This is a genomic window from Bacillus cereus group sp. MYBK227-1, from assembly GCF_051916325.1.
Taxonomy (GTDB): Bacteria; Bacillota; Bacilli; order Bacillales; family Bacillaceae_G; genus Bacillus_A; species Bacillus_A cereus.
The window spans coordinates 403,481-422,793 of record NZ_JBQAGK010000004.1 but is presented as its reverse complement, the minus strand read 5'-3'; the positions used below and the strand labels follow the sequence as shown (position 1 = coordinate 422,793).

The window sequence follows — 19,313 nt, the reverse complement described above, 5'->3', positions numbered from 1 at the left end:
ATGCAATGAATATGCACAATTTCATATGTAATTAGGTACTTTTTGTTAACTCTTTTTAAGGGAAGGAAATGTATGAAATTATTATGATAGAATCAATTTGTACTAAATATAAAGAGGATGAGTGTATGCTAAAAAGAATGATTTTAGGAGTTTCATCATTAATAGTGGGAGCAACAGTTGGCTTAGCGACGGATGTATCCGCAGCACCTGCACCACCATTAACATCATTAGATGTGGTAAAAGTTGAATCTCAATTAGGCGGGGTTGAATTTATTGGTCCTAATAATTTAAGTACAGTTAAAGATCATGGAGGGAGCTATTTATACATTTATACAAATGAAATGGGATATGGTAGAAATCCAATTGCTCAAATGAGTGGTCAAAAACTAAAAAAAGTAGATTCTAAGATGATTGATATAAATAGGGATAGAACAGTGGATGGATGGGAATATAAATGGGATGCTTCAGGACAGCAAAATGGGCAATTTAAATATCAAAATACATCTACAAATGCACCTTGGAATACATTATCTACGTCATTAAATATTAAATAAACTAACAGAAGAATTCGATGTTATTTTTTTATGTTTGTTATATATGTAATGTTTAGATACCTAAAGGAGTCTACGTTTTTAAGTAGGCTCTTTCTAACTAATGATAAGATATCAGCAAATTGATAAATTATTTTGTCTAATCGGCAAACCAAAGTTTACATAACATTTTTCCGGTAAATAATCCTAGGTTTAATAGTGTAATCAATAATGGAAGGAAATCTTTCATAAAATCAATTAAGTTATTTAGTGGGTCTTTCATCATAAATATCTAAAACTACATATTTATGAAATTTTATATTTAGTCCTAAATCATACGATTTTAATACAAAAAACTATAATTTGATTAGTAATAGTAGTGAAAAAAACATTAAATATATCTAGATTTTAAAGTTAATGTTACTTTATTACATAATTTGTTTAAAGGGATATATAAGGTTATTATTCAATGTAACTAAAATAATTTAAAAGGAGATAGGAAGTTATGTTTAAAGTAAAAACAAGGGGGGAAATAAAGAAAATTGTTATGGTTTCAATGGCTTGTACCATGTTTTCAATGTATGGAGCACCAATTTCTAGTACAGAGGCAGCAACCCGATCTCATGCCCCATCAGTTTATGTAACACCACAAAATACTGCTACTTCAGATATTATTAGCATAGACTGGTCACCAGTCCAAACAGCACCTTATACGTATTGGGCTGTGCATAACTGGAATCAGGGGGGAGAGGGTGGTGGTTATGCGGGCTTCCAACAACAAAATGGTTTTGATCAATTCGGTAAACGAACCCTTCACTTTGCGCTTTGGGATCCAATAGCATCAAATCAAGCAATAAAAGCTGAATATTTATCGCCGACTTCAGAAGCCAGTAGATTTGGTGGAGAAGGAACAGGTCTAAAGGTACAAACAACTTATAATTGGAAAGATAGTGAATGGTATCGAATGACTCTACGTTCTTGGCAAGAAGATAGTCATACGAAGTTTGGCCAGTGGATAAAAGATAATAAGTTAAATCAATGGAAGTTAGTTGCTATTATGGACCATCCAGTTGCGAATGATGCATTTAACTATGGTCTATCGAAGTTCCAAGAGGACTGGGCTGGTAATGGACAAGATGTAAGAGAAGCACGCCTGAAAAATGGATACAGTAGAAAAGTTTCAGATAAACAATGGAATTCTTGGAATCATCAGCGTATCAGTGGGCAACATGATACATCTTATCAATACGATGGAGGAGCAACTTTAGAATATATATGGGTGAAGGCAGGAGGAAATACTCAATCAACGATTGGTACTGGAAAAACTTTTAATATAAATCAGCCTAGTCAACCAGAAATGGGAAATTTAGATTATGATATTCAAAATATTAGTTTTGAAGCTGAAAAATTAAATGTGTCTTGGAAATTGAAAGAACAAAGTACCCCACAGTTTAAAGGGAAAATCGAAATCTATGACAATGAAAAGTTAATGGGACAACCTTTGAAAGTAATTGATAATATTAAGTCCTACCAAACTGAAGTAAGCCAAACTATGCAATTGCCTCAAACGGCTTATGCTAAAATTACATTAACAGACATATTTGATCGAACTGAAGTGAAAAAAGTAGAAATTACAAATGGAAATTCTGATATTTTAGTAGGGAACCAATTTGCATGGTCCCTAAAAGGATATAGTGATCGAGAGATTGCAAAAGTAGATTATAATAAAACAGCAGAAGAGCTGAAAATCAAATTAGAAGCTGGTGTACCACATTCTTACTTCAATAGCACATATGCAAGTATTAAGGTCCAAAACTCATCGGGTGGCGTATTATACAATAAGGAAATCGTGGGGAATAGACAACAAAATACCGAAACCCAAACTGTGTCTGTAAAAGTGGGGGATTACATTGAATTAACTCATGTAGAAGGAGACGCAGTAAAGGAAAATACACGTGCAACATTAACGAATCTTGAAAATAACAAAAATGAGACTATTGGAAAGACAGCAAGGTATCAGGTTACAAAAGAGGGATTAAAGAAAGTTGAAAAAATGCCCGAGACAACAATTCTAGATGGAAAACAATTTGCATGGTCATTAAAAGGATATAGTGATCGAGAGATTGCAAAAGTAGATTATAATAAAACAGCAGAAGAGCTGAAAATCAAATTAGAAGCTGGCGTACCGCATTCTTACTTTAATAGTACATATGCAAGTATTAAGGTCCAAAGCTCATCCGGTAGCGTTATGTATAATAATGATCATAAAAACCAATTAGTATTACATAACATCCTCAAAAGTATATATGAAGTTTAGCGTTTTCTTTGCGGTTAAGGAAACAGTAATCTCAAATGTTTCAATTCTAATGCTTGGTACATGAAAGAGGATAACAAGCAAGGAATGGAAGGCGAAAGATTAAAGCTGTTGAGTTCATGGACAAAGCTGGCATGAAGAAAGAGAAAATTCACAAGAGAATGAGGGGATACGAGGAAATAAAATCACTGAAATAATATAAATAGATGTTTAACTTTTAGTGTTTGACAATGCAACCACAGTCATTAGATAGGATATAGTTGTCTGTGTAGCAACGGAACCAAAACTTACATTAAGTATTAGCGAATATTCATTTCGTATATTAGTGGATATAAAAGACCGATTTTGAGTGTTATGATGTCAGCTAATGATCCTTATAGGACATTCTGAAATCAAAAAACGAGAAGCGTGCGGTCAAAAATCATTTGTGTACCCAAAAATCTATATAATTTTAGTCATTTTCGTCGTTTTTAATGTCCGCTAATGCTTATAGCGTGATTTGGTTCCATTGTAACACAAAGTCCTAATTGTAATATTGCATGCAGATGATACCGGAAACGCATCATTTAATCCGCTTGTTCATATGTGAGTAATAACTAAAAATAAAAGTTAACATAAAGTCAACAGGTGTTACACGAAGAATAGATGAATTAGGGCGGATTGTTCTTCCGAAAGAGTTAAGAACAACGTTAGGAATCTATGCGCTTTATTTTCTTTTTGCACCAGAACCGTCTTTATAAGTTCTATGTCACTATAAAATGATGCATGCAACAAAACTATTTTCTTTATTAATAATAATGGTAATTTTTACACTAGAACTCTTAGTATTGCGTATTAAAATTCCTCTATTAATATATTTAAAGCTTTTGACTTAATCCTTTCATATTCCATAGCCCCAGCAAGTTCATCAGCAAGTAAAGGCGACTTTCTAACATATCTTTCGCGAATTACATCATACAATTCGTATGGAAATAACATATCAATAAACATAATTTTCTTCTGCTCAGCTGTTAAAGGAGAAACTGACTCATATGCGTTAATCATAATTTGAAATTGATTTTCATTCCAAACACCAGTTGTATCTAATAGAGGAATAATCATTTTACGCAAGTCTCGAATAGGTAAATCGAAAGAAACCGTATCTAAATCAATTACCCAAATCTGATTACTTGGGTCTAATAAGGAATTTCCTGTTCCATAATCTTGATGACATAAATTTGGGGATGCTTGTAATTCGTCAGTCCATTTAGTATATTCAGATTCCAATAGTCTTTGGTGCGTTTGTTTTGCTTCTAAAATAAACGCATCAATTTCAGCCAAATATAGCTGTGAAAATGGATCATCTGGCATAGTTGCAGATAAGGTTTTCCAAATCTCCATCTGCTGAAATCTTTTAATGTAATGATTGGGCCAACGTCCTAGTTTGGTGAATATAGGTATCCCTGGTGGGGGCTTATAGCCAATAGAGGCTACATGGAAATCTGCTAACCCTTTCATAATCATTTCAAGATCTTCTTGCATTGTAAGCTCAAATGGTCTTCCCTCAATCCAATCATAAACGACAAATAAAAATGGACCGTGCTTTGTATACAACTGATTCAATTTGCTTGGGATTATGCTCGGAACACGCATGCCTTTGTTGGCTAGATAATCTTGAGCGTGAATGGAAAATAGAGCTTTTTTTTCGGGGCGATGAATTCTCTTTAAGCAAAATGGTCCATCTGCAGTTTGAATTTTCCATACTAAGGCCAGTTGTCCACCTTGTATTAATTCGATTGTAGTTGCTTGAATATCCCAATACTGAACCATTGTCGCTGCCAATTCTACTAGTTTTTGTTCCTCTTCGGGCGATAATGTATACACCGCTTCTTCGTTGTTATTCTCCACATATATCACCATCCTTTTATACTCTCTTATTACTGTATGGTACATGACCATTTTTGTTCTAGCCATTTGCCTTTAAGAAGAAAAAGTACTATTGACTAATTTTCATAATAAAGGATGAAAAAATGGTCGATAAATCACAAACACAAAGTTTTTTTCGTAACATATAAAGAAGGTTGTATTTTTATGAAACAGGGAGGCGCTTTAATGAAAATAGCCATAATTTCGACTGAAAAGCTACCTGTACCAGCTGTACGAGGTGGAGCTATTCAAATTTATATAGATTCTGTTGCTTCCATTATTGCTTCAAATGGAAAAAATGTGACAGTTATTTCTATAACAGATCCAAATTTGAAACCAGAAGAAAAAAACAAAGGCGTAAGGTATTTACGGTTTCCAGAAGAGGAATATCTCCCTTATGTTATTAAACATTTGAAACAGGTAAAATATGATGTAGTTCATTTATGCAATCGTCCAAATTGGATTACAATTTTAAGTGAGGCAGCACCACAGACGAAATTCGTGTTAAGTGTGCATAATGAAATGTTTGCATATGAAAAGATAAGTGATGAAGAGGGAGAAGCATGTATTGCAGCTGTTTCAAAAATTGTAACAGTTAGTGATTATATAGGAAGAACAATTACCTCGCGCTTTCAAGCCGCAAAAGCAAAGACGAGAACAGTATATTCTGGTGTAGATGTAAATGAGTACTATCCTTCGTGGACTGTGAATGGAACAAAAGTTAAAAGTCATGTGCAAAAACAGTTGGATTTACAAAATAAAAAAATAGTTTTATTTGTTGGACGCTTGAGTAAAGTAAAAGGTCCTCATATTTTGCTACAAGCTCTTCCTAAAATAATTGAGCAAAATCCAAACATAGTAATGGTTTTTATTGGTTCAAAATGGTTTGGAGATAACAATGTAAATAATTATGTAAAACACTTATATACCTTAGGCGCTATGTTTCCAGAACATGTAGTCTTTATTAAATTTGTCAAGCCAAAGGATATTTCAACACTTTATGCTATGTCAGATATTTTTGTTTGCTCTTCACAGTGGCAAGAGCCCCTTGCTAGGGTGCATTACGAAGCAATGGCAGCAGGTTTACCAATAATTACGAGTAACCGAGGTGGTAATCCGGAAGTAATTGAAGAAGGAAAAAATGGATATATTGTCAATGATTTTGAAAACCCTGATGCATATGCAGAAAAGATAATTAATCTTTTAAATAACGAAAATAAAAGAAAACAGTTAGGGAAATATGGACGTAGTAAGGTTGAAAAAGAATTTAATTGGAACCGAGTTGCTATGGATTTAATGAAAGTGTATGGGGAAATCTTATAAATTTTAAGAAGGGGATGATCAAAGGTGGAAGAAACAACTGGATTAGAGAGTGAACATTTAAAAAAGGTCCTTAGCTTTTATCCATTTGAAATAAGTAATATTATTTTACAATCAAGCAGAAGTGGGAGAACAATGTGGGAAGTTGAAACAGAAGAAGGATTAAAAATATTAAAACAAGCACAAATGCACCCCAAAAGGATGCTATTTATTGCTGGAGCACATTTACATCTCCTTCAAAATGGATTGCCAATTACAAAAATTCATAAAACAAAAAGAGGTGGCTTTTGTATTGGATCTAATGAGTATGCGTATGTACTATATGATAAGCATCAAGGGAAAGAAGTCATTTATTATAATAAAGAACAATTAGAGAAGGTACTAATATATGCAGGTAAATTCCATCAAGCATCGGAAGGATATATTCCGATGAAAGAAAGTAAAATTCGGAGTCGATTAGGAAAATGGCATAAATTATACAGATGGAAATTACAAGAGTTAGAAGGAAACAAAAGAATTGCACTTTCCTTTCCAGATGATGTATTTTCAACTATGTTTTTAGAGTATGTTGATAAGATGTTAGCACGTGGAAAGAAAGCATTACAAGAACTAAATGATCCATATTATGACCAATGGACAAAAGAAGTTATTGCATCTAATAGTTTTTGTCAGCAAGATTTTACCTTAGCGAGGTTTACAGAAATAGATGATGCTATGTTTATGAAAGAGCTACATTCTATTACAAGTGATTTACCAGTGAGGGACCTACGTATTATTTTAAATAAAGTAATGAAAAAAATGTCAGTTTGGGATACTAATTTAGCTATTCATATGTTGAGTGCATATAATTCGGAAAATTCCTTTTCAGAAAAACAATTTCGTGTTCTTTGGACTGATTTATCGTTTCCTCACTTATTCTGTTCAATTGCACATAAATACTATTTAGGACAAAAGCGTTCGTGGTCTGACGAAAAGTATATTTGGGCATTGCAAAATATTATTGCACTTGAAGATTCTAAGGAAGAATTTTTACGAAATTTTTCTGATATTTATCATGAAATCAAGAGCAATGGTGGGGGGAAATAAAATGAGTTCAGAACAAGAAGAGATAGTAATCCCTATTTTAGATTTAGAGAAATTTGTATTTTCTCCACCTGGGCCAATGGGATGGGAATTGTCAGAGTATGAGCAGCAAAAAAATATTGTACTAAATGAATCTTCGGTACTAGAGAATTTAGCGATTATTAAGGAAGTGGAATTAGAGGAGTTACCCAAAATCGGATTGCTAGATTTAGAAGAGAAGTTACCACCAAAAACTACAATGATTGATGAAGTACAAGATAAAGAGATTCAAGATGTTATAGAGCTGGAAGAACAAAGTGAGGAATTAAATGAGATCGTTTTAACGCAAATAGAAAAGCCAAAAATAAAAGTCACTATTATTACTCCGGATCATCCATTAAAAGGTCCATGGGTATCAAAATTGGTAGATAAAGCTAAGGAGAACGATTAATGAAACTTCCGCAAATATATTAAACTTTTTATACTCTTTCAACATAGTATATATAAATCTATATGAAAGGAGTTAGGTAAATGGCTGATGTGAAAAGAGCAAAAATAAAACTAGATGTTGAGAATGGCTTTAGTGTTAATCCTGGTGATGATTTACAAGAAGTTCTAAAATCTCTAGCTGAAGTAATACAATCAGGCACGCATAATGGTGTAGAGGTTGAAATTCAATATGTTGATGAAACAGAAATTACTTTTACAGATGAAGAGGAGGACGAAAAAGAAGAAGAGGAAGACGAGGAAGAAGAAGACGAAGAAGAAGAGGAAGACGAGGAAGACGAGGAAGAAGACGAAGAGGAAGAAGAGGAAGACGAAGAAGAAGACGAAGAGGAAGACGAGGAAGACGAGGAAGAAGAAGACGAAGAAGAAGACGAAGAGGAAGACGAGGAAGAAGAAGAAGAAGAAGAAGAAGAAGACGAAGAGGAAGAAGACGAAGAGGAAGACGAAGAAGAAGACGAAGAAGACGAAGAAGACGAAGAAGACGAAGACGAAGAGGAAGACGAAGAAGACGAGGAAGACGAAGAAGAAGAGGAAGACGAAGAAGACGAGGAAGACGAAGAAGACGAAGAAGACGAAGAAGACGAAGAAGACGAAGAAGACGAAGAGGGCGAAGAAGAAGACGCATAAAATAATTGATACTTAAAAACGCTTGGTTTCCCCAAGCGTTTTTTTCCCTCTACATATATAATAGGTGAAAATGTGAACCTCTAAATATAGGAATAGGTTGACCCTAGGTAGGCATTAGCCTATATTTTTATTTTATAGTACAGAAATTTCACAAGGAAAGGAGATGCAATCCATATTAATCGATAAGGTATATAAATTTTCATTTGGCCGAATCAAGGATAAAAAATCTTAATTGCGAGAACAATTATTTGTAGTCATTTTGTATTTTATCGTTTCCTTGCTATATTAAATCATCTGGTTAAAGAAACGTGGAAAAGATTAACGCAGCATTCTTACTCCATCGAGTTTATCCTATAAAAAAATTTGTACAGAAAGAAAAGTGTATTTGTATCAAAAATATTTAATTCTATTTAGCTCTATGTTTAAAGTTTGTGGACCTAAACAAAGTGGATAATAATGGTGGTTTAAATGATTTGAATTTTGAGAGGGCGTAATAAGTTTTTAGAAGGTTGATTTGTAGATTCAGCGACTTGTTTATATACCTGATCAAGTTTTGTGGCTGTATGTTTAAATGTAAAGTTTTCTTCTACAACCTTTCTTCCGTTTTCAGCAATCCATTGTGCAAATTCTCGTTGGGATAGCAAAGCGTGGACAAGTCTGGCAAATTCCATTGGATTATTATACTGTTCTATTAGGCAGCCGTTATATTCATCTGTTATAACTTCAGCATTTCCCCCACGGTTTGTTGTAATAATTGGGATTCCAGCAGCCATTGCTTCATAATGAACACGTGCCAATGGTTCGTTCCATTGTGAGCTACATATAAATATATCCCCCATTAGAAAAATATTATGAATTTGATCTGCAGGAATAAATTTGGTGAAAATTACGTGTTCTTTAATTGGCCTAGCCATTTTATATAGCCTTTTAACATATTTATTTACTCGGTTATCACTAAACCATTTACCACCAACAATTACAAGTACCGTATCCTTATGTGTTTGAATAATTTTCTTCATAGCATGAATGAGTAAGTCAGGTCCTTTATTTTTGCATAATCGGCCAACAAATAGAATCACCTTTTTATCTTGGATACCGTATTTTGTACGATATGCATTTCTTATCTTTTGACCTGTTGGTGTCCAGATGGAGGGGGATTGTTTTAAATTTACACCAGAGTAAACAATAGAAATCTTTTCTTCAGCTTGTGGAAATCTTTTAATCACAGTTTGTTTAATGTAGTTGCTAACGGTCACAATGGCGGTAACCATTTCAAGAATAAGATTGCCTTCATAAATGGATAGTTTATGCTCAGCAAACATATCGTTATGAAGACCTAATACAAATTTACTGTGTGGGGAAACTTGTTTATATAGAGGTATATTTTTAGGGCGATTAAAGACATGTATAATATCAAAGGTATTGGTTTGGAGTGTTCTTATAACATGCTGTTCATATTCTTTTTGAGGTAAATATACGTAATTGACATTATCTTGTGTTTTTTGATTTGGAAGACTTGGATCTGAAATAGAGAAAATAGTAAGTTCATAATCTTGACTTATATAGGGGGACACCCCATCAATCATCATTTGAATTGCTCCACCTTTAATTGCTGGAGATGGTAATTTTTCTGTACATATATATGCAATTTTCATAAACTAATCTCCTTTGTATAGTTGTTTTATATAATGAAATTCTGCTTCCAACCCATCGGATAGAGAAACTGTTGGAGAATATTGCAGTAATGTATTGGCTTTAGATATATCTGCCCATGTTTGCTTCGGTTCCCCAGGAACTGATTTTAGAAATTTTTTGGTTGCTGATTTCCCTGATATTTTTTCTAAAATAGAAATGATGTCTAAAATGGAAGCTTGTTCTTTTCCGCCGATATTGATAACTTCACCTATTATACTTTTTTTTGTCTCTAAAGCTGCCACCGTTCCTCGTATACAGTCATCAATATAGGTGAAATCGCGTGTTTGTGTTCCATCACCAAATATTGTGAGAGGTTTATCTTCTAACAGTTGTTTAATTAATCTATGAAATGCCATATCAGGACGTTGTCTTGGCCCATAAACTGTAAAATATCTTAAAATAACAATTGGTATATGAAAATTTTTGTGATAAACATGACATAAGTGTTCACCACTTAATTTGGTAACTCCGTATGGAGATAGGGGGGTAGGTAATAAATCTTCAGAAACTGCGCCAGATTTTTCACCATAAACAGAAGATGTTGATATATGAATAAATTTATCTAATTTTATGTGTTTACAGGATTCAAGCAACTGCTGTGTAACTATTATATTATTTGAAACATAAGACTGAAAATCTTTTCCCCAACTTGTTCTCACACCAGGAATAGCAGCTAGATGATAAACAACATCTATATCTTGTAATAGTTTTGATAAATCTATATTTAAAATATCTTCTTGTATGAATTGAAAACGTGAATTCAATTCGAGAGATTGTATATTATCTGTCTTTAAAGTGGCTGGAGTAGGACCGATGAAATGATCAATTCCAACTACATGATATGCACTATTTTTAAGTAACGCTTGACACAAATGTGAGCCAATGAAACCAGCGGCTCCTGTTACAAGTATTTTCATGACCGACCCACTCCAATATATTGTAATCCGTATTTTTCTATTTCATCTTTTTCAATGCAATTGCGTCCATCTACGATTGTGCGTCCCTTCATAACTTGTTTGACTTGTTTCCAATTAAGTGTTTTAAATTCATCCCATTCCGTTGCGATAATAATGCAATCGGAATTTGTGATTGAAGACTCTAGGTTATCATGCTGTGTAACTTGTCTTTTTAAATGTGGAGGAAGAAGAGCTTTGGGGTCATAAGCATGTAGATCATAGCCATGAGGAATTAATTTTTCAAGAAGTATTACGGCAAGGGAGCTACGAATATCATCCGTATTTGGCTTAAATGCAATTCCTAACACCGTTATTTTTTTTGAAAAGGGATTTTTTATAGCTTTTTGAATCTTTTCAACATAGAGGTCTATTTGTGTGGAGTTAATGGATTGTACAGCTTGTAAAATAGGAACCGCTACGTGCTTATCACTTGCTGTATAGATGAGTGAATGTAAATCTTTTGGAAAGCATGATCCTCCATATCCCATTCCCGCCTGAAGAAAATGAGGGTTAATTCGAAAGTCATGGCCAATTCCTTTTGCCACCTCAACAATGTCAATGTTATATGCATCACAAATCCGAGCGATTTCATTTATAAATGATATTTTTGTAGCTAAAAATGCATTGGATGTATATTTAATCATCTCTGCTTCATTTAGACCAGTACAAACGAAAGGAGCACTAATTCCTTTATATATATTCTGCATAATTTTTAACGACTTTTTGTCACCTTTTTGGGTTCCTATAATAGTTCTATCTGGGTTGAGCATATCACGAACAGCAGAACCTTCACGAAGAAATTCAGGATTAGAAACAATATTGAATAAGGATGATGAAACACCAGATTTAATAAGCTTTTCACATATTTGCTGATTTGTACCTGGTGGAACTGTACTTTTGGTAATAATAGTTTTATATGATGTTATAGCTGGAACTAGTAGATCGATAACAGAATAGATATATTTTAAATCCGTCTTTCCACTTGATGTAGAAGGAGTTCCTACAGCAATAAAAATAATGGGCGATTGTCGAATAGTGCTATCAATATCACAACTAAATTGTAATCGTTTTCGATTTTTATGAATAAGGTCTTTTAAATCTGGTTCATAAATGGGGCATTCTCCCTTTTGGAGAGAGTAAATTTTATCTTGATCTTTATCTACGCATATAACATCATGACCTAAGTCTGCTAATACTGCTGCTGATGTAATACCAACATAACCAGAGCCTATAATACATATCTTCATATACTAATCACCTTTCTAAACTTAGTACTAGTTGTAACAGTATATTGATGGACAAGTTGAATTGGTGACAAGTAAAAGGGCCTATTCATATAAGCAATGAAAGTAGGCAGAAGGTAAAGGCCTCTTTTAATTTCATTATGCGCAGGTACAGAGGGTGCTGAATACATTGTTATAAACAATTAAAGGAGAGAGATTAGTGATTAAAAAAGCAATTATTCCAGCAGCTGGTTACGGCACGAGGAGCCTTCCAATTACAAAGGTAATTCCAAAAGAAATGTTTCCTATAGGTAATAAACCGGCAATTCATTATATTGTGGAAGAGGCTGTGAAGTCAGGTGTTGAGCAAATATTAATTGTACTTTCTAGCAGAAAGGATTTAATAGTTGATTACTTTGATCAATCATTAGAATTGGAGGCTTTTTTGGAAAAAGAGAAAAAATCTCATCTGTTAAAAGAGCTTACTGTTCCTAAGATTCAAATTCATTATATAAGACAGCCATATGCGAAAGGGCTTGGTGAAGCAATAAAATTAGGTGAAACATTTATTGGTAATGAACCTTTTGCTGTACTCTTACCAGATGATATTGTAGTTTCTGATAAAGAAAACGCTTTAAGCCAGTTAATTAAAATTTATAAAGAGAAGAAAAATAGTGTAATAGGCATTCATAGGGTACCAAATGAATGTGTAGAAAAGTATGGTATTATTGAAGGGAATATTGTAAGAGAAGATTGTATAGATGTTACAAATATTGTTGAAAAACCAAAAGTAAACCCTCCATCTAATCTCGCAGTAATTGGTAGATATGTTTTCACACCGGATATCTTTCCATTATTAAAAAAGCTTCAACCTGGTGTTGGGGGGGAATATCAATTAACAGATGCGATACATTCTTTAATTATGACTAAAAAAGTATATGGAAAAATGATTGAGGGTAAACGATTTGATATTGGACAAGAAGATGAATATATGCAGCTTCTTAACCTTTTATATGCAAAAAATAAAGTAAGTAAGCATTGATTTATGGAAAAAGCTTTAACCAATATCCATTTTAGATTAAGAAGAAATTCCTGAAGATTTGATGAAACATATGTAAAGTTAAGGGAATGAGGAATATCTATGTCGTATCTCTGAGTCAGTAGGGGATGGGGATACAATCAACTTTTACTAATAAAAAAGAAAAGATCATATGACTGCAGATCGTTTTTTCAAAAAAGTCTCGCGGTCTTTTCGGATTTTTTAGCTTTTTGCAATTACAATAGGGCAGAATGCACAATAACTGATTATAATTGCAAATGCAAAAAAAGAGAAAAGATAACAGACAGCATCTCAATAGACTCTTTTTAGGTTTTGTATGTCCAAAGAGTTGTGCAGGTATAGATAAGGAAAGCATCTATACCTGATGCTTTTTTCTTTGTTATATAAAAATTACACATTAAACGCTTTTAATGGATATATTAGTTATAGTTGGGGAAAATCATCATATAATGATATTGAACGGTTTCCAACCTGTTCCCCTATTTTTTTCAAAAGAGAGCACTTATTGTGAGAGTGCTCTCTTTTGTTTTTACTTTTTGGGAAGGACAAGCATATATTGAATAGAAGGACAGGCTTGCAGGTTTGTAATTTATTTTATTTCAATGCTTATTGAAAACTACTTATCACATTAAGGGAGTCCCTACTAGCACAGGTGCTTTCTTTTTATTGAATAAAATGGACATTTGAGTAGATAATGCTTTCGGGAGCTACCTGCCACTTAACATCCTAACGGACTGTTTAAAGTGAGGGCTTCTCGGTGAATCATTACTTTTGATAGCTAACGAATTTGTCCTAAGACAGCCGAGCTAACTTGTTTTGTCTTCTAAGTCAATACCAAAATTCTTTAATATGTTCTAGTAAAACAATAAGAAATTCTTCTATTGTATAGTCACGCATTAGAATTTGGCTTTTTTGATTGAAGTGATAGAAGGAATATACTTTTCTGAAATACGGCTAAAGTCAATGCCGTTGCTATGCAAGTGCAATTCCTACCCAAATAAAATGACGTTTGTTCTTACTTTATATAAATTGGCGTTCTTTTATAAAGTTTTTTTGCTTACTTCTGCATAAAGAAAAGACACTGTACAGTGATTTTTTATATTGATATAGCTCTAAAGAAAAAAATTACAGTTTGCATTTATATTGAAAAATTTTAATTATAAAATATAAAGTGTTCATTTTAACAAATTAGTTATTTAGTAAGCAAAAAAATAGGAGTGCCTTAAGAGCACTCCATGATGCCAATAACAACACTATAAAAAATATATGAGTGGTTTAACTAAATATGTTTTTATTTTTATATTTTAAACAAAATCCTTTTAAAAATAAAAGAGTGCCCTGAAAAGTGCTCTTTCATTTAAACATACACTGAAAAAGAATACACGATATTGTATGTATGTTTTTAATGGTGGTGCAATTTTGAAACAAAATCTTTATTAAAATTGAATCAACCCCAAGGTGCGCTTCAAGGGGGGGAAATCGAGAAGTATTATTATGTTGGAAGTAAAGTTATTGCAATTGTCGATTTCATAATAATAACTGTTAGGAACTTTAATAGTATAACTAATTATTGAGTATAAAAATATATGAATTTCAAGAAAATGAACAAAAACGTTACTTCGTACGTCAAGCTAGTCAGTACAATTAACTAACGGCTTGATGAAAAAAGAAGCCTTGCATGAAATGTTACAGTGCCTGACTAGGATAAGTTATGTCATACTCACAAGCGATTCTAACATGGATTTAGAGGTAAATAAATTGGGAAATGTGTCCAATTGTTCTGTGGCGATTATTTTAAACAAAAAAGCTATTTGGTATGTAATTAGAAGAGCACTTAGGAAAGTGCCCTTTTGTAAAGATTATTCAATCTAAAAAGAGAGGATACAATATATCATATGTAGTTATGTTTGTTAATTGTGTGTCTTTTATAAAAAATTTTATTTTGTCATAAATAAAAAGGTGGTTCTTTTTACAATCATCAAACAACTCCAGTAAAACAGAGCACTTTTTTCAAAAATGGAATATGAAATAGTCTGAAAAAAGTTATAGGATGTAATCTGATTTTTCTAATTCAAGTGACTATTTTAATTCATATAAAAGGGCAGTTAGCAAAAGCTAACTGCTTATTCTAAAGATAACAATCTATATGTATAAATGGTGTTGATATAGATAGGTTTAAATGAGGTTTTTCTGCTTTACATGTTATATTGTTTCACTAATCTACCTTTTGATGGAACTTTTTTAATTCTATTAAAAATAGTAATAGATTGTCCAAACTTTACTAATCTATCTTACATAGTATGTAGTAATAAATTAAAAGGAGGAATTTAGTATGTCTTATTACTACTGTAATCATTGTAAGGATTACAAAAAGAAATATCATGATTGTCATAGAAGCAATAAGAATTATGAAAAATGTGATAAAAAGCATGCGGAGAAACCTTGGGTTAATGTAAAAGTAAATTGTTGTTCTGATGATAACCAATATAATCTTGTAAGAGCATCTGCTTTTAGAGCTGTGAGCGCAGTTAATCAAAATGTACCAGCAAATACATTTGTTAAAGTTTTATTCCAAAATGAACAATTTGATTTAGCAAATGAGTATAATCCAGCTACATCAATTTTCATTCCAAAGACAAGAGGTGTTTATTCTGTTATTGGGACCATTGCGTTCATTCCCAATAATCTAAACACAAACTATAGAGCGCGGGTAGAAATTCGAGTTAATGGAAATCCGGCAATTGCAATAGATAATGATTTTTTTGGTCCAATAAACTTTGCTAATGTTGTTGCTGTTTCATCAATCATTCAGTTAAATGCAGGGGATATAGTCGAGATTTTTGCACAAAGTAGTGTAGCTGGAGTTATTTCTAATGTAGAAAATAGTACGCATTTTGAAGCTGCAAGATTTCCATCTCCAAACGCATAAGTGATATGAAATTTTTTAAGTGATTTTATATAAGGAAAGTCCATAATTTATATTTGACTTGCATTTATGCAAGTCTTTTTTTCGATAAAAAGGGAACGTTTTCGAGGATTTAAAAAACAACCAATATTACGCTATACCTGTACAGTTATTTGAAAAAAGGATAGAAAAGAGGTTAGAGCTAAGAGACGATAATCTTATGAAGATGGTCAGAGATTCAAGAAGCAAAATGTACTATTGTGTTAGCCCAGGAAGAAATAGCGGCAGCAAAAAGGAAATCATGGTGGAGATTTTGGAAGTAAGTACATTCATTAGTGGGTGTAATTATTTTTGTGAAATTAACATGAAATTAAATAATAATGAAAGATTATCAGTTAAAAGTTCAATACAAAGTATATAACAGTAAAGTTACAACATACTATATATCTGCAAATAAAACTTATGCGTAAGTGCAATAGTAAAAAGGGCTACTCAATATGAATAACCCTTTTCTATAAATTGCTAGAAAATAACGTATTCATAACTATTTAGAATACTTTTCAAACGCCTTACTAATAACTACAAGTCCTATTATGAAAGAAAGTGTTCTTATAATTAATTCAGCAACTAGCAAATCACCCATAGTCTTTGAAACATCATATAATTCACCAGTAATAATAATTGGTGCCATGATTATTAGTATTCCTATTAGAATTTGAATAAACAGAATATATTTAGGTTGCAGAGAGATCACCTCCATTAAATTAGCATGTATAACGAACTTAACATGTAATTAAGAAGTAATCGACCATTTAAAAATTTATCTACTTTAAAAATATACATATCCTTCTTTATAAATATATTTATAGTGACTTGTCGCATAAGATGCACTAAAACCTACACTTCCTGTCTTCCCTACAGTAATGGATACATTGCCATTAAAAGTAGTTGTGCCATTATTATGAAAATCACCATTAACAATATAGAAAATTCTGTTAGGATCCTCTAAGTTCGCTTGAACTGTACCACTGAACGTTTTAGAAAGACCATTTGCATCTCTATTCATATTAATATGTTTTATTTCCTTAATACCCCTGAAGCTTCCACTCCATTCATTTGTTTCACAATAAAACCTTAATGAAGGGCTATAGAAAGGTGTTACTGAAAAATTAGTTGTTAGTGTTCGGTACGTACCGGCAAGTGTTGTAGCAGATGATTGTCCATGAGCTTTTCCCTGAGCTATGAGTTGCTGAGAAATTTCTTCTCTAGGTTTATTGGTATCTGCAGCAATTTGATTAACAAGTTCCCCAAACGTTAGTACCTCACCTATTTGTACATTCGATTGATCTGTTAAATCTAATACATTACCTTTTTTACAGTAGAATCAACTGTGTTATCCTCAGCTGCGCTTGCAATTGTTCCTCCTCCGAATATAGCAAGAGATAATCCTGCTACACTTAAAACTTTACTAATCTTTTTCATTTTTCATACCTCCTAAAATATTAATTAAGACAATACCATGCTAATTTACCTTTATTTGTTAGCAAAGTTAAATTTTAACTCTATAAATACGGAAAATAAATACTTAACAACCAAATAATCACCAAAAAGTTTCGACAAATATGGTTCACACTATACCAATACTAGCTTTACAACTAGTTTTATATAGTTTATTCTTTCATCACAATCTAACGATTCACCGATAATTTTCAGTCAATTGATAAATTATTATAAGAATATTTAGAATGTTTTTTATAAAGTTGTTTTTTACAGCTTATTACAATTAAACTTTGTTATGATTGTTTTTATATAAACAAAATAAAGGAGATTGCGATATGATAATTCTGAATAATGAAAAAGTTACGAAACTATTAAATGAGTGGTATAAGGTTATTTTATCTAAACAAATAACAAAAGCGACAAGAATGAAAGAAGAAGTTGATGAAAAGATTAGTGTCTTAATGGTCGAGCAAAATCGGGATCTACAAGATCAAAATCTCTTATTGTATTATTCTCTATTGGATTATAGTTTTAAAGTGTTAATAAATAAATCATATGTAACTCGTAGTGATTTTGATGCAGTTGAAAAACTTACAACAAAAACCATTGATGAATATTTAAAATACTACTACCATTTCTATAAAGCTGTGCATAACACCATGATTGCTAACTATATGGAGGCTATGGAGCAATTTGAAGAAGCTGAACGACTTTTAGAGTATATTCCTAATGACATTGAAAAAGCTGAATTTAATTATAAACTTGGTGAACTATATTACCATCTTCAACAACCTTTATTAACAATTAAGCATGTCATGAAAGCAAAAGACATATACAAAAAGCATGAAGATTATGTAGTGAATCAAATTGAATGCGATACAATCCTGGGATTGGCAAGTGTCACTTTAAGTCAGTTTGAACAAGGAGAAGAGCTTTTTGTTAAGTGCTTAGATATGGCTAAAAAACATAACTGTACTCGACTGATTACCTTAATTCAATACAACTTAGGTTTTCTATATGCAAAACAAGGTATATCCGCAACTGCGATTCGACATTTAATGGATGTTTATAAATGTGAGAGACCTTATCATAAAACTGTGTTCTTATTGGCTCGAGAACATTTCAAGTTAAACGAAATCGAGAAAGCGCAGGAGTTTTTGATTCAAGGATTTGAATTAGCTGATGTTGAATATACACATCATTTACGAATACTTCGAGCACAGTACGATGAAAATTATAAGCAGAATCTAGAAACAACGATTACAGATGGACTAAATTACTTTGAATCCCAAAAACTTTATGGCTTTATGGAAGAGTACGCTGGAATTTTAGCGAAAAAACTTTATCAAGAAGGAAATCATGAGAAAGCTAGCCAATATTTTAATATATCTTATGATGCTAAAGAATTACTTCAGAAGGGAAGTGCGTTAAAATGAAAAAAGTACTAATGGGATTGTTTAGTTTTTCTGCTGTTTTAACTATTGGAATTTTTGCAGAATCTTATACATCACAAGCTGATCATGGTAGACCTCCTGCACCACAACGACCAGATTATATTTCTAGCTATGAAAATGTGTACGGAAATGCAGGTATGATTACTCTTGACCATGGCAGACCTCCTGCACCAGCATACGAATACGGTGATAATTATATTGACCATGGAGAACATATTTAACAAAAGAGAGGACGTAATGTATACGTTCTCTCTT

Annotated in this window: 16 protein-coding genes and 4 pseudogenes; 12 read left to right on the top strand and 8 right to left on the bottom strand. The window is 32.5% G+C overall.

Annotation, left to right across the window (positions count from 1 at the left end):
• Window positions 1–68 precede the first annotated feature (68 nt).
• The 3 genes and pseudogenes from ACTFRM_RS21115 to ACTFRM_RS21105 all read left to right on the top strand — a co-directional run.
• Complete coding sequence (locus ACTFRM_RS21115; RefSeq protein WP_440043565.1) at window positions 69–554, top strand: DUF4879 domain-containing protein; 486 nt, start codon at window positions 69–71, stop codon at window positions 552–554.
• A gap of 481 nt (window positions 555–1,035) precedes the next feature.
• Window positions 1,036–2,793: pseudogene (locus tag ACTFRM_RS21110) on the top strand (DUF3472 domain-containing protein); the annotation flags it as partial.
• Window positions 2,794–3,458: 665 nt separating this feature from the next.
• Window positions 3,459–3,542: pseudogene (locus ACTFRM_RS21105) on the top strand (sporulation protein); the annotation flags it as partial.
• A gap of 136 nt (window positions 3,543–3,678) precedes the next feature.
• Here ACTFRM_RS21105 and ACTFRM_RS21100 read toward each other — a convergent pair.
• Window positions 3,679–4,782, bottom strand: coding sequence for a CotS family spore coat protein (locus ACTFRM_RS21100; protein WP_440043594.1), 1,104 nt, complete (start codon window positions 4,780–4,782; stop codon window positions 3,679–3,681).
• A 153-nt stretch (window positions 4,783–4,935) separates the two neighbouring features.
• Between ACTFRM_RS21100 and ACTFRM_RS21095 the strand changes: the two genes are divergently transcribed.
• The 4 genes from ACTFRM_RS21095 to ACTFRM_RS21080 all read left to right on the top strand — a co-directional run bounded on the left by ACTFRM_RS21095 (window position 4,936) and on the right by ACTFRM_RS21080 (window position 8,265).
• On the top strand, window positions 4,936–6,072 hold the full coding sequence (locus tag ACTFRM_RS21095) for a glycosyltransferase family 4 protein (RefSeq protein ID WP_440043564.1): 1,137 nt from the start codon (window positions 4,936–4,938) through the stop codon (window positions 6,070–6,072).
• A 24-nt stretch (window positions 6,073–6,096) separates the two neighbouring features.
• The gene (gene cotS, locus ACTFRM_RS21090; protein ID WP_166695725.1) at window positions 6,097–7,155 is read left to right on the top strand and encodes a spore coat putative kinase CotS; all 1,059 of its coding nucleotides are present in this window, start codon (window positions 6,097–6,099) and stop codon (window positions 7,153–7,155) included.
• A gap of 1 nt (window position 7,156) precedes the next feature.
• On the top strand, window positions 7,157–7,582 hold the full coding sequence (locus ACTFRM_RS21085) for a hypothetical protein (protein WP_440043563.1): 426 nt from the start codon (window positions 7,157–7,159) through the stop codon (window positions 7,580–7,582).
• Window positions 7,583–7,662: 80 nt separating this feature from the next.
• Window positions 7,663–8,265: an AAA family ATPase gene (locus ACTFRM_RS21080; RefSeq protein ID WP_440043562.1), complete on the top strand. Its 603-nt coding sequence runs from the start codon at window positions 7,663–7,665 to the stop codon at window positions 8,263–8,265.
• Between the two features lie 464 nt (window positions 8,266–8,729).
• Here the strand turns inward: ACTFRM_RS21080 and ACTFRM_RS21075 are convergent, their stop codons facing one another.
• The 3 genes from ACTFRM_RS21075 to ACTFRM_RS21065 are packed head-to-tail and all read right to left on the bottom strand — an operon-like array spanning window position 8,730 to window position 12,163.
• Window positions 8,730–9,920: a glycosyltransferase family 4 protein gene (locus ACTFRM_RS21075; RefSeq protein WP_440043561.1), complete on the bottom strand. Its 1,191-nt coding sequence runs from the start codon at window positions 9,918–9,920 to the stop codon at window positions 8,730–8,732.
• 3 nt (window positions 9,921–9,923) lie between these two features.
• Window positions 9,924–10,877 carry an NAD-dependent epimerase/dehydratase family protein gene (locus ACTFRM_RS21070; protein WP_087965556.1) on the bottom strand — a complete coding sequence of 318 codons (954 nt, stop codon included), beginning with the start codon at window positions 10,875–10,877 and terminating at the stop codon, window positions 9,924–9,926.
• Window positions 10,874–12,163, bottom strand: a complete 1,290-nt coding sequence (locus ACTFRM_RS21065) for a UDP-glucose dehydrogenase family protein (RefSeq protein WP_166695722.1) — start codon at window positions 12,161–12,163, stop codon at window positions 10,874–10,876. The genes ACTFRM_RS21070 and ACTFRM_RS21065 overlap by 4 nt, the downstream gene beginning before the upstream one ends.
• Window positions 12,164–12,359: 196 nt before the next feature.
• Between ACTFRM_RS21065 and galU the strand changes: the two genes are divergently transcribed.
• On the top strand, window positions 12,360–13,181 hold the full coding sequence (gene galU / locus ACTFRM_RS21060) for a UTP--glucose-1-phosphate uridylyltransferase GalU (RefSeq protein WP_166695721.1): 822 nt from the start codon (window positions 12,360–12,362) through the stop codon (window positions 13,179–13,181).
• An 849-nt stretch (window positions 13,182–14,030) separates the two neighbouring features.
• Here galU and ACTFRM_RS21055 read toward each other — a convergent pair.
• A pseudogene (locus ACTFRM_RS21055) lies at window positions 14,031–14,188 on the bottom strand (DNA repair protein); the annotation flags it as partial.
• Between the two features lie 1,343 nt (window positions 14,189–15,531).
• Between ACTFRM_RS21055 and ACTFRM_RS21050 the strand changes: the two are divergent.
• Window positions 15,532–16,128, top strand: a complete 597-nt coding sequence (locus ACTFRM_RS21050; protein WP_440043559.1) for an ABC transporter permease — start codon at window positions 15,532–15,534, stop codon at window positions 16,126–16,128.
• A 151-nt stretch (window positions 16,129–16,279) separates the two neighbouring features.
• Window positions 16,280–16,427 (top strand): annotated as a pseudogene (locus tag ACTFRM_RS21045) (DUF3967 domain-containing protein); the annotation flags it as partial.
• Between the two features lie 221 nt (window positions 16,428–16,648).
• On the opposite strand, the gene ACTFRM_RS21040 reads toward ACTFRM_RS21045, so the two are convergent.
• The 3 genes from ACTFRM_RS21040 to ACTFRM_RS21030 form a co-directional block, all read right to left on the bottom strand.
• Window positions 16,649–16,864, bottom strand: coding sequence for a hypothetical protein (locus tag ACTFRM_RS21040; protein WP_033667167.1), 216 nt, complete (start codon window positions 16,862–16,864; stop codon window positions 16,649–16,651).
• Window positions 16,865–16,933: 69 nt separating this feature from the next.
• A complete protein-coding gene (locus ACTFRM_RS21035) occupies window positions 16,934–17,170 on the bottom strand; it encodes a hypothetical protein (RefSeq protein ID WP_166695719.1) in 237 nt (78 codons plus the stop codon).
• A 290-nt stretch (window positions 17,171–17,460) separates the two neighbouring features.
• Window positions 17,461–17,586, bottom strand: a complete 126-nt coding sequence (locus ACTFRM_RS21030; RefSeq protein ID WP_440043558.1) for a hypothetical protein — start codon at window positions 17,584–17,586, stop codon at window positions 17,461–17,463.
• Between the two features lie 353 nt (window positions 17,587–17,939).
• On the opposite strand from ACTFRM_RS21030, the gene ACTFRM_RS21025 reads away from it, so the two are divergent.
• Together ACTFRM_RS21025 and ACTFRM_RS21020 are read left to right on the top strand one after the other, a co-directional pair.
• Window positions 17,940–19,040: an aspartate phosphatase gene (locus tag ACTFRM_RS21025; RefSeq protein WP_440043556.1), complete on the top strand. Its 1,101-nt coding sequence runs from the start codon at window positions 17,940–17,942 to the stop codon at window positions 19,038–19,040.
• Window positions 19,037–19,279, top strand: coding sequence for a hypothetical protein (locus ACTFRM_RS21020; RefSeq protein WP_166695718.1), 243 nt, complete (start codon window positions 19,037–19,039; stop codon window positions 19,277–19,279). The genes ACTFRM_RS21025 and ACTFRM_RS21020 overlap by 4 nt, the downstream gene beginning before the upstream one ends.
• Window positions 19,280–19,313 lie beyond the last annotated feature (34 nt).

What these genes read in the sequence shown, in the direction of transcription:
- ACTFRM_RS21115 (WP_440043565.1), top strand. Translation starts at nt 69, where the DNA reads ATGTATGAAATTATTATGATAGAATCAATTTGTACTAAATATAAAGAG.
- ACTFRM_RS21100 (WP_440043594.1), bottom strand. Translation starts at nt 4,782, where the DNA reads ATGGTCATGTACCATACAGTAATAAGAGAGTATAAAAGGATGGTGATA.
- ACTFRM_RS21095 (WP_440043564.1), top strand. Translation starts at nt 4,936, where the DNA reads ATGAAAATAGCCATAATTTCGACTGAAAAGCTACCTGTACCAGCTGTA.
- ACTFRM_RS21085 (WP_440043563.1), top strand. Translation starts at nt 7,157, where the DNA reads ATGAGTTCAGAACAAGAAGAGATAGTAATCCCTATTTTAGATTTAGAG.
- ACTFRM_RS21080 (WP_440043562.1), top strand. Translation starts at nt 7,663, where the DNA reads ATGGCTGATGTGAAAAGAGCAAAAATAAAACTAGATGTTGAGAATGGC.
- ACTFRM_RS21075 (WP_440043561.1), bottom strand. Translation starts at nt 9,920, where the DNA reads ATGAAAATTGCATATATATGTACAGAAAAATTACCATCTCCAGCAATT.
- ACTFRM_RS21070 (WP_087965556.1), bottom strand. Translation starts at nt 10,877, where the DNA reads ATGAAAATACTTGTAACAGGAGCCGCTGGTTTCATTGGCTCACATTTG.
- ACTFRM_RS21065 (WP_166695722.1), bottom strand. Translation starts at nt 12,163, where the DNA reads ATGAAGATATGTATTATAGGCTCTGGTTATGTTGGTATTACATCAGCA.
- ACTFRM_RS21050 (WP_440043559.1), top strand. Translation starts at nt 15,532, where the DNA reads ATGTCTTATTACTACTGTAATCATTGTAAGGATTACAAAAAGAAATAT.
- ACTFRM_RS21040 (WP_033667167.1), bottom strand. Translation starts at nt 16,864, where the DNA reads ATGGAGGTGATCTCTCTGCAACCTAAATATATTCTGTTTATTCAAATT.
- ACTFRM_RS21035 (WP_166695719.1), bottom strand. Translation starts at nt 17,170, where the DNA reads ATGAATAGAGATGCAAATGGTCTTTCTAAAACGTTCAGTGGTACAGTT.
- ACTFRM_RS21030 (WP_440043558.1), bottom strand. Translation starts at nt 17,586, where the DNA reads ATGAAAAAGATTAGTAAAGTTTTAAGTGTAGCAGGATTATCTCTTGCT.
- ACTFRM_RS21025 (WP_440043556.1), top strand. Translation starts at nt 17,940, where the DNA reads ATGATAATTCTGAATAATGAAAAAGTTACGAAACTATTAAATGAGTGG.
- ACTFRM_RS21020 (WP_166695718.1), top strand. Translation starts at nt 19,037, where the DNA reads ATGAAAAAAGTACTAATGGGATTGTTTAGTTTTTCTGCTGTTTTAACT.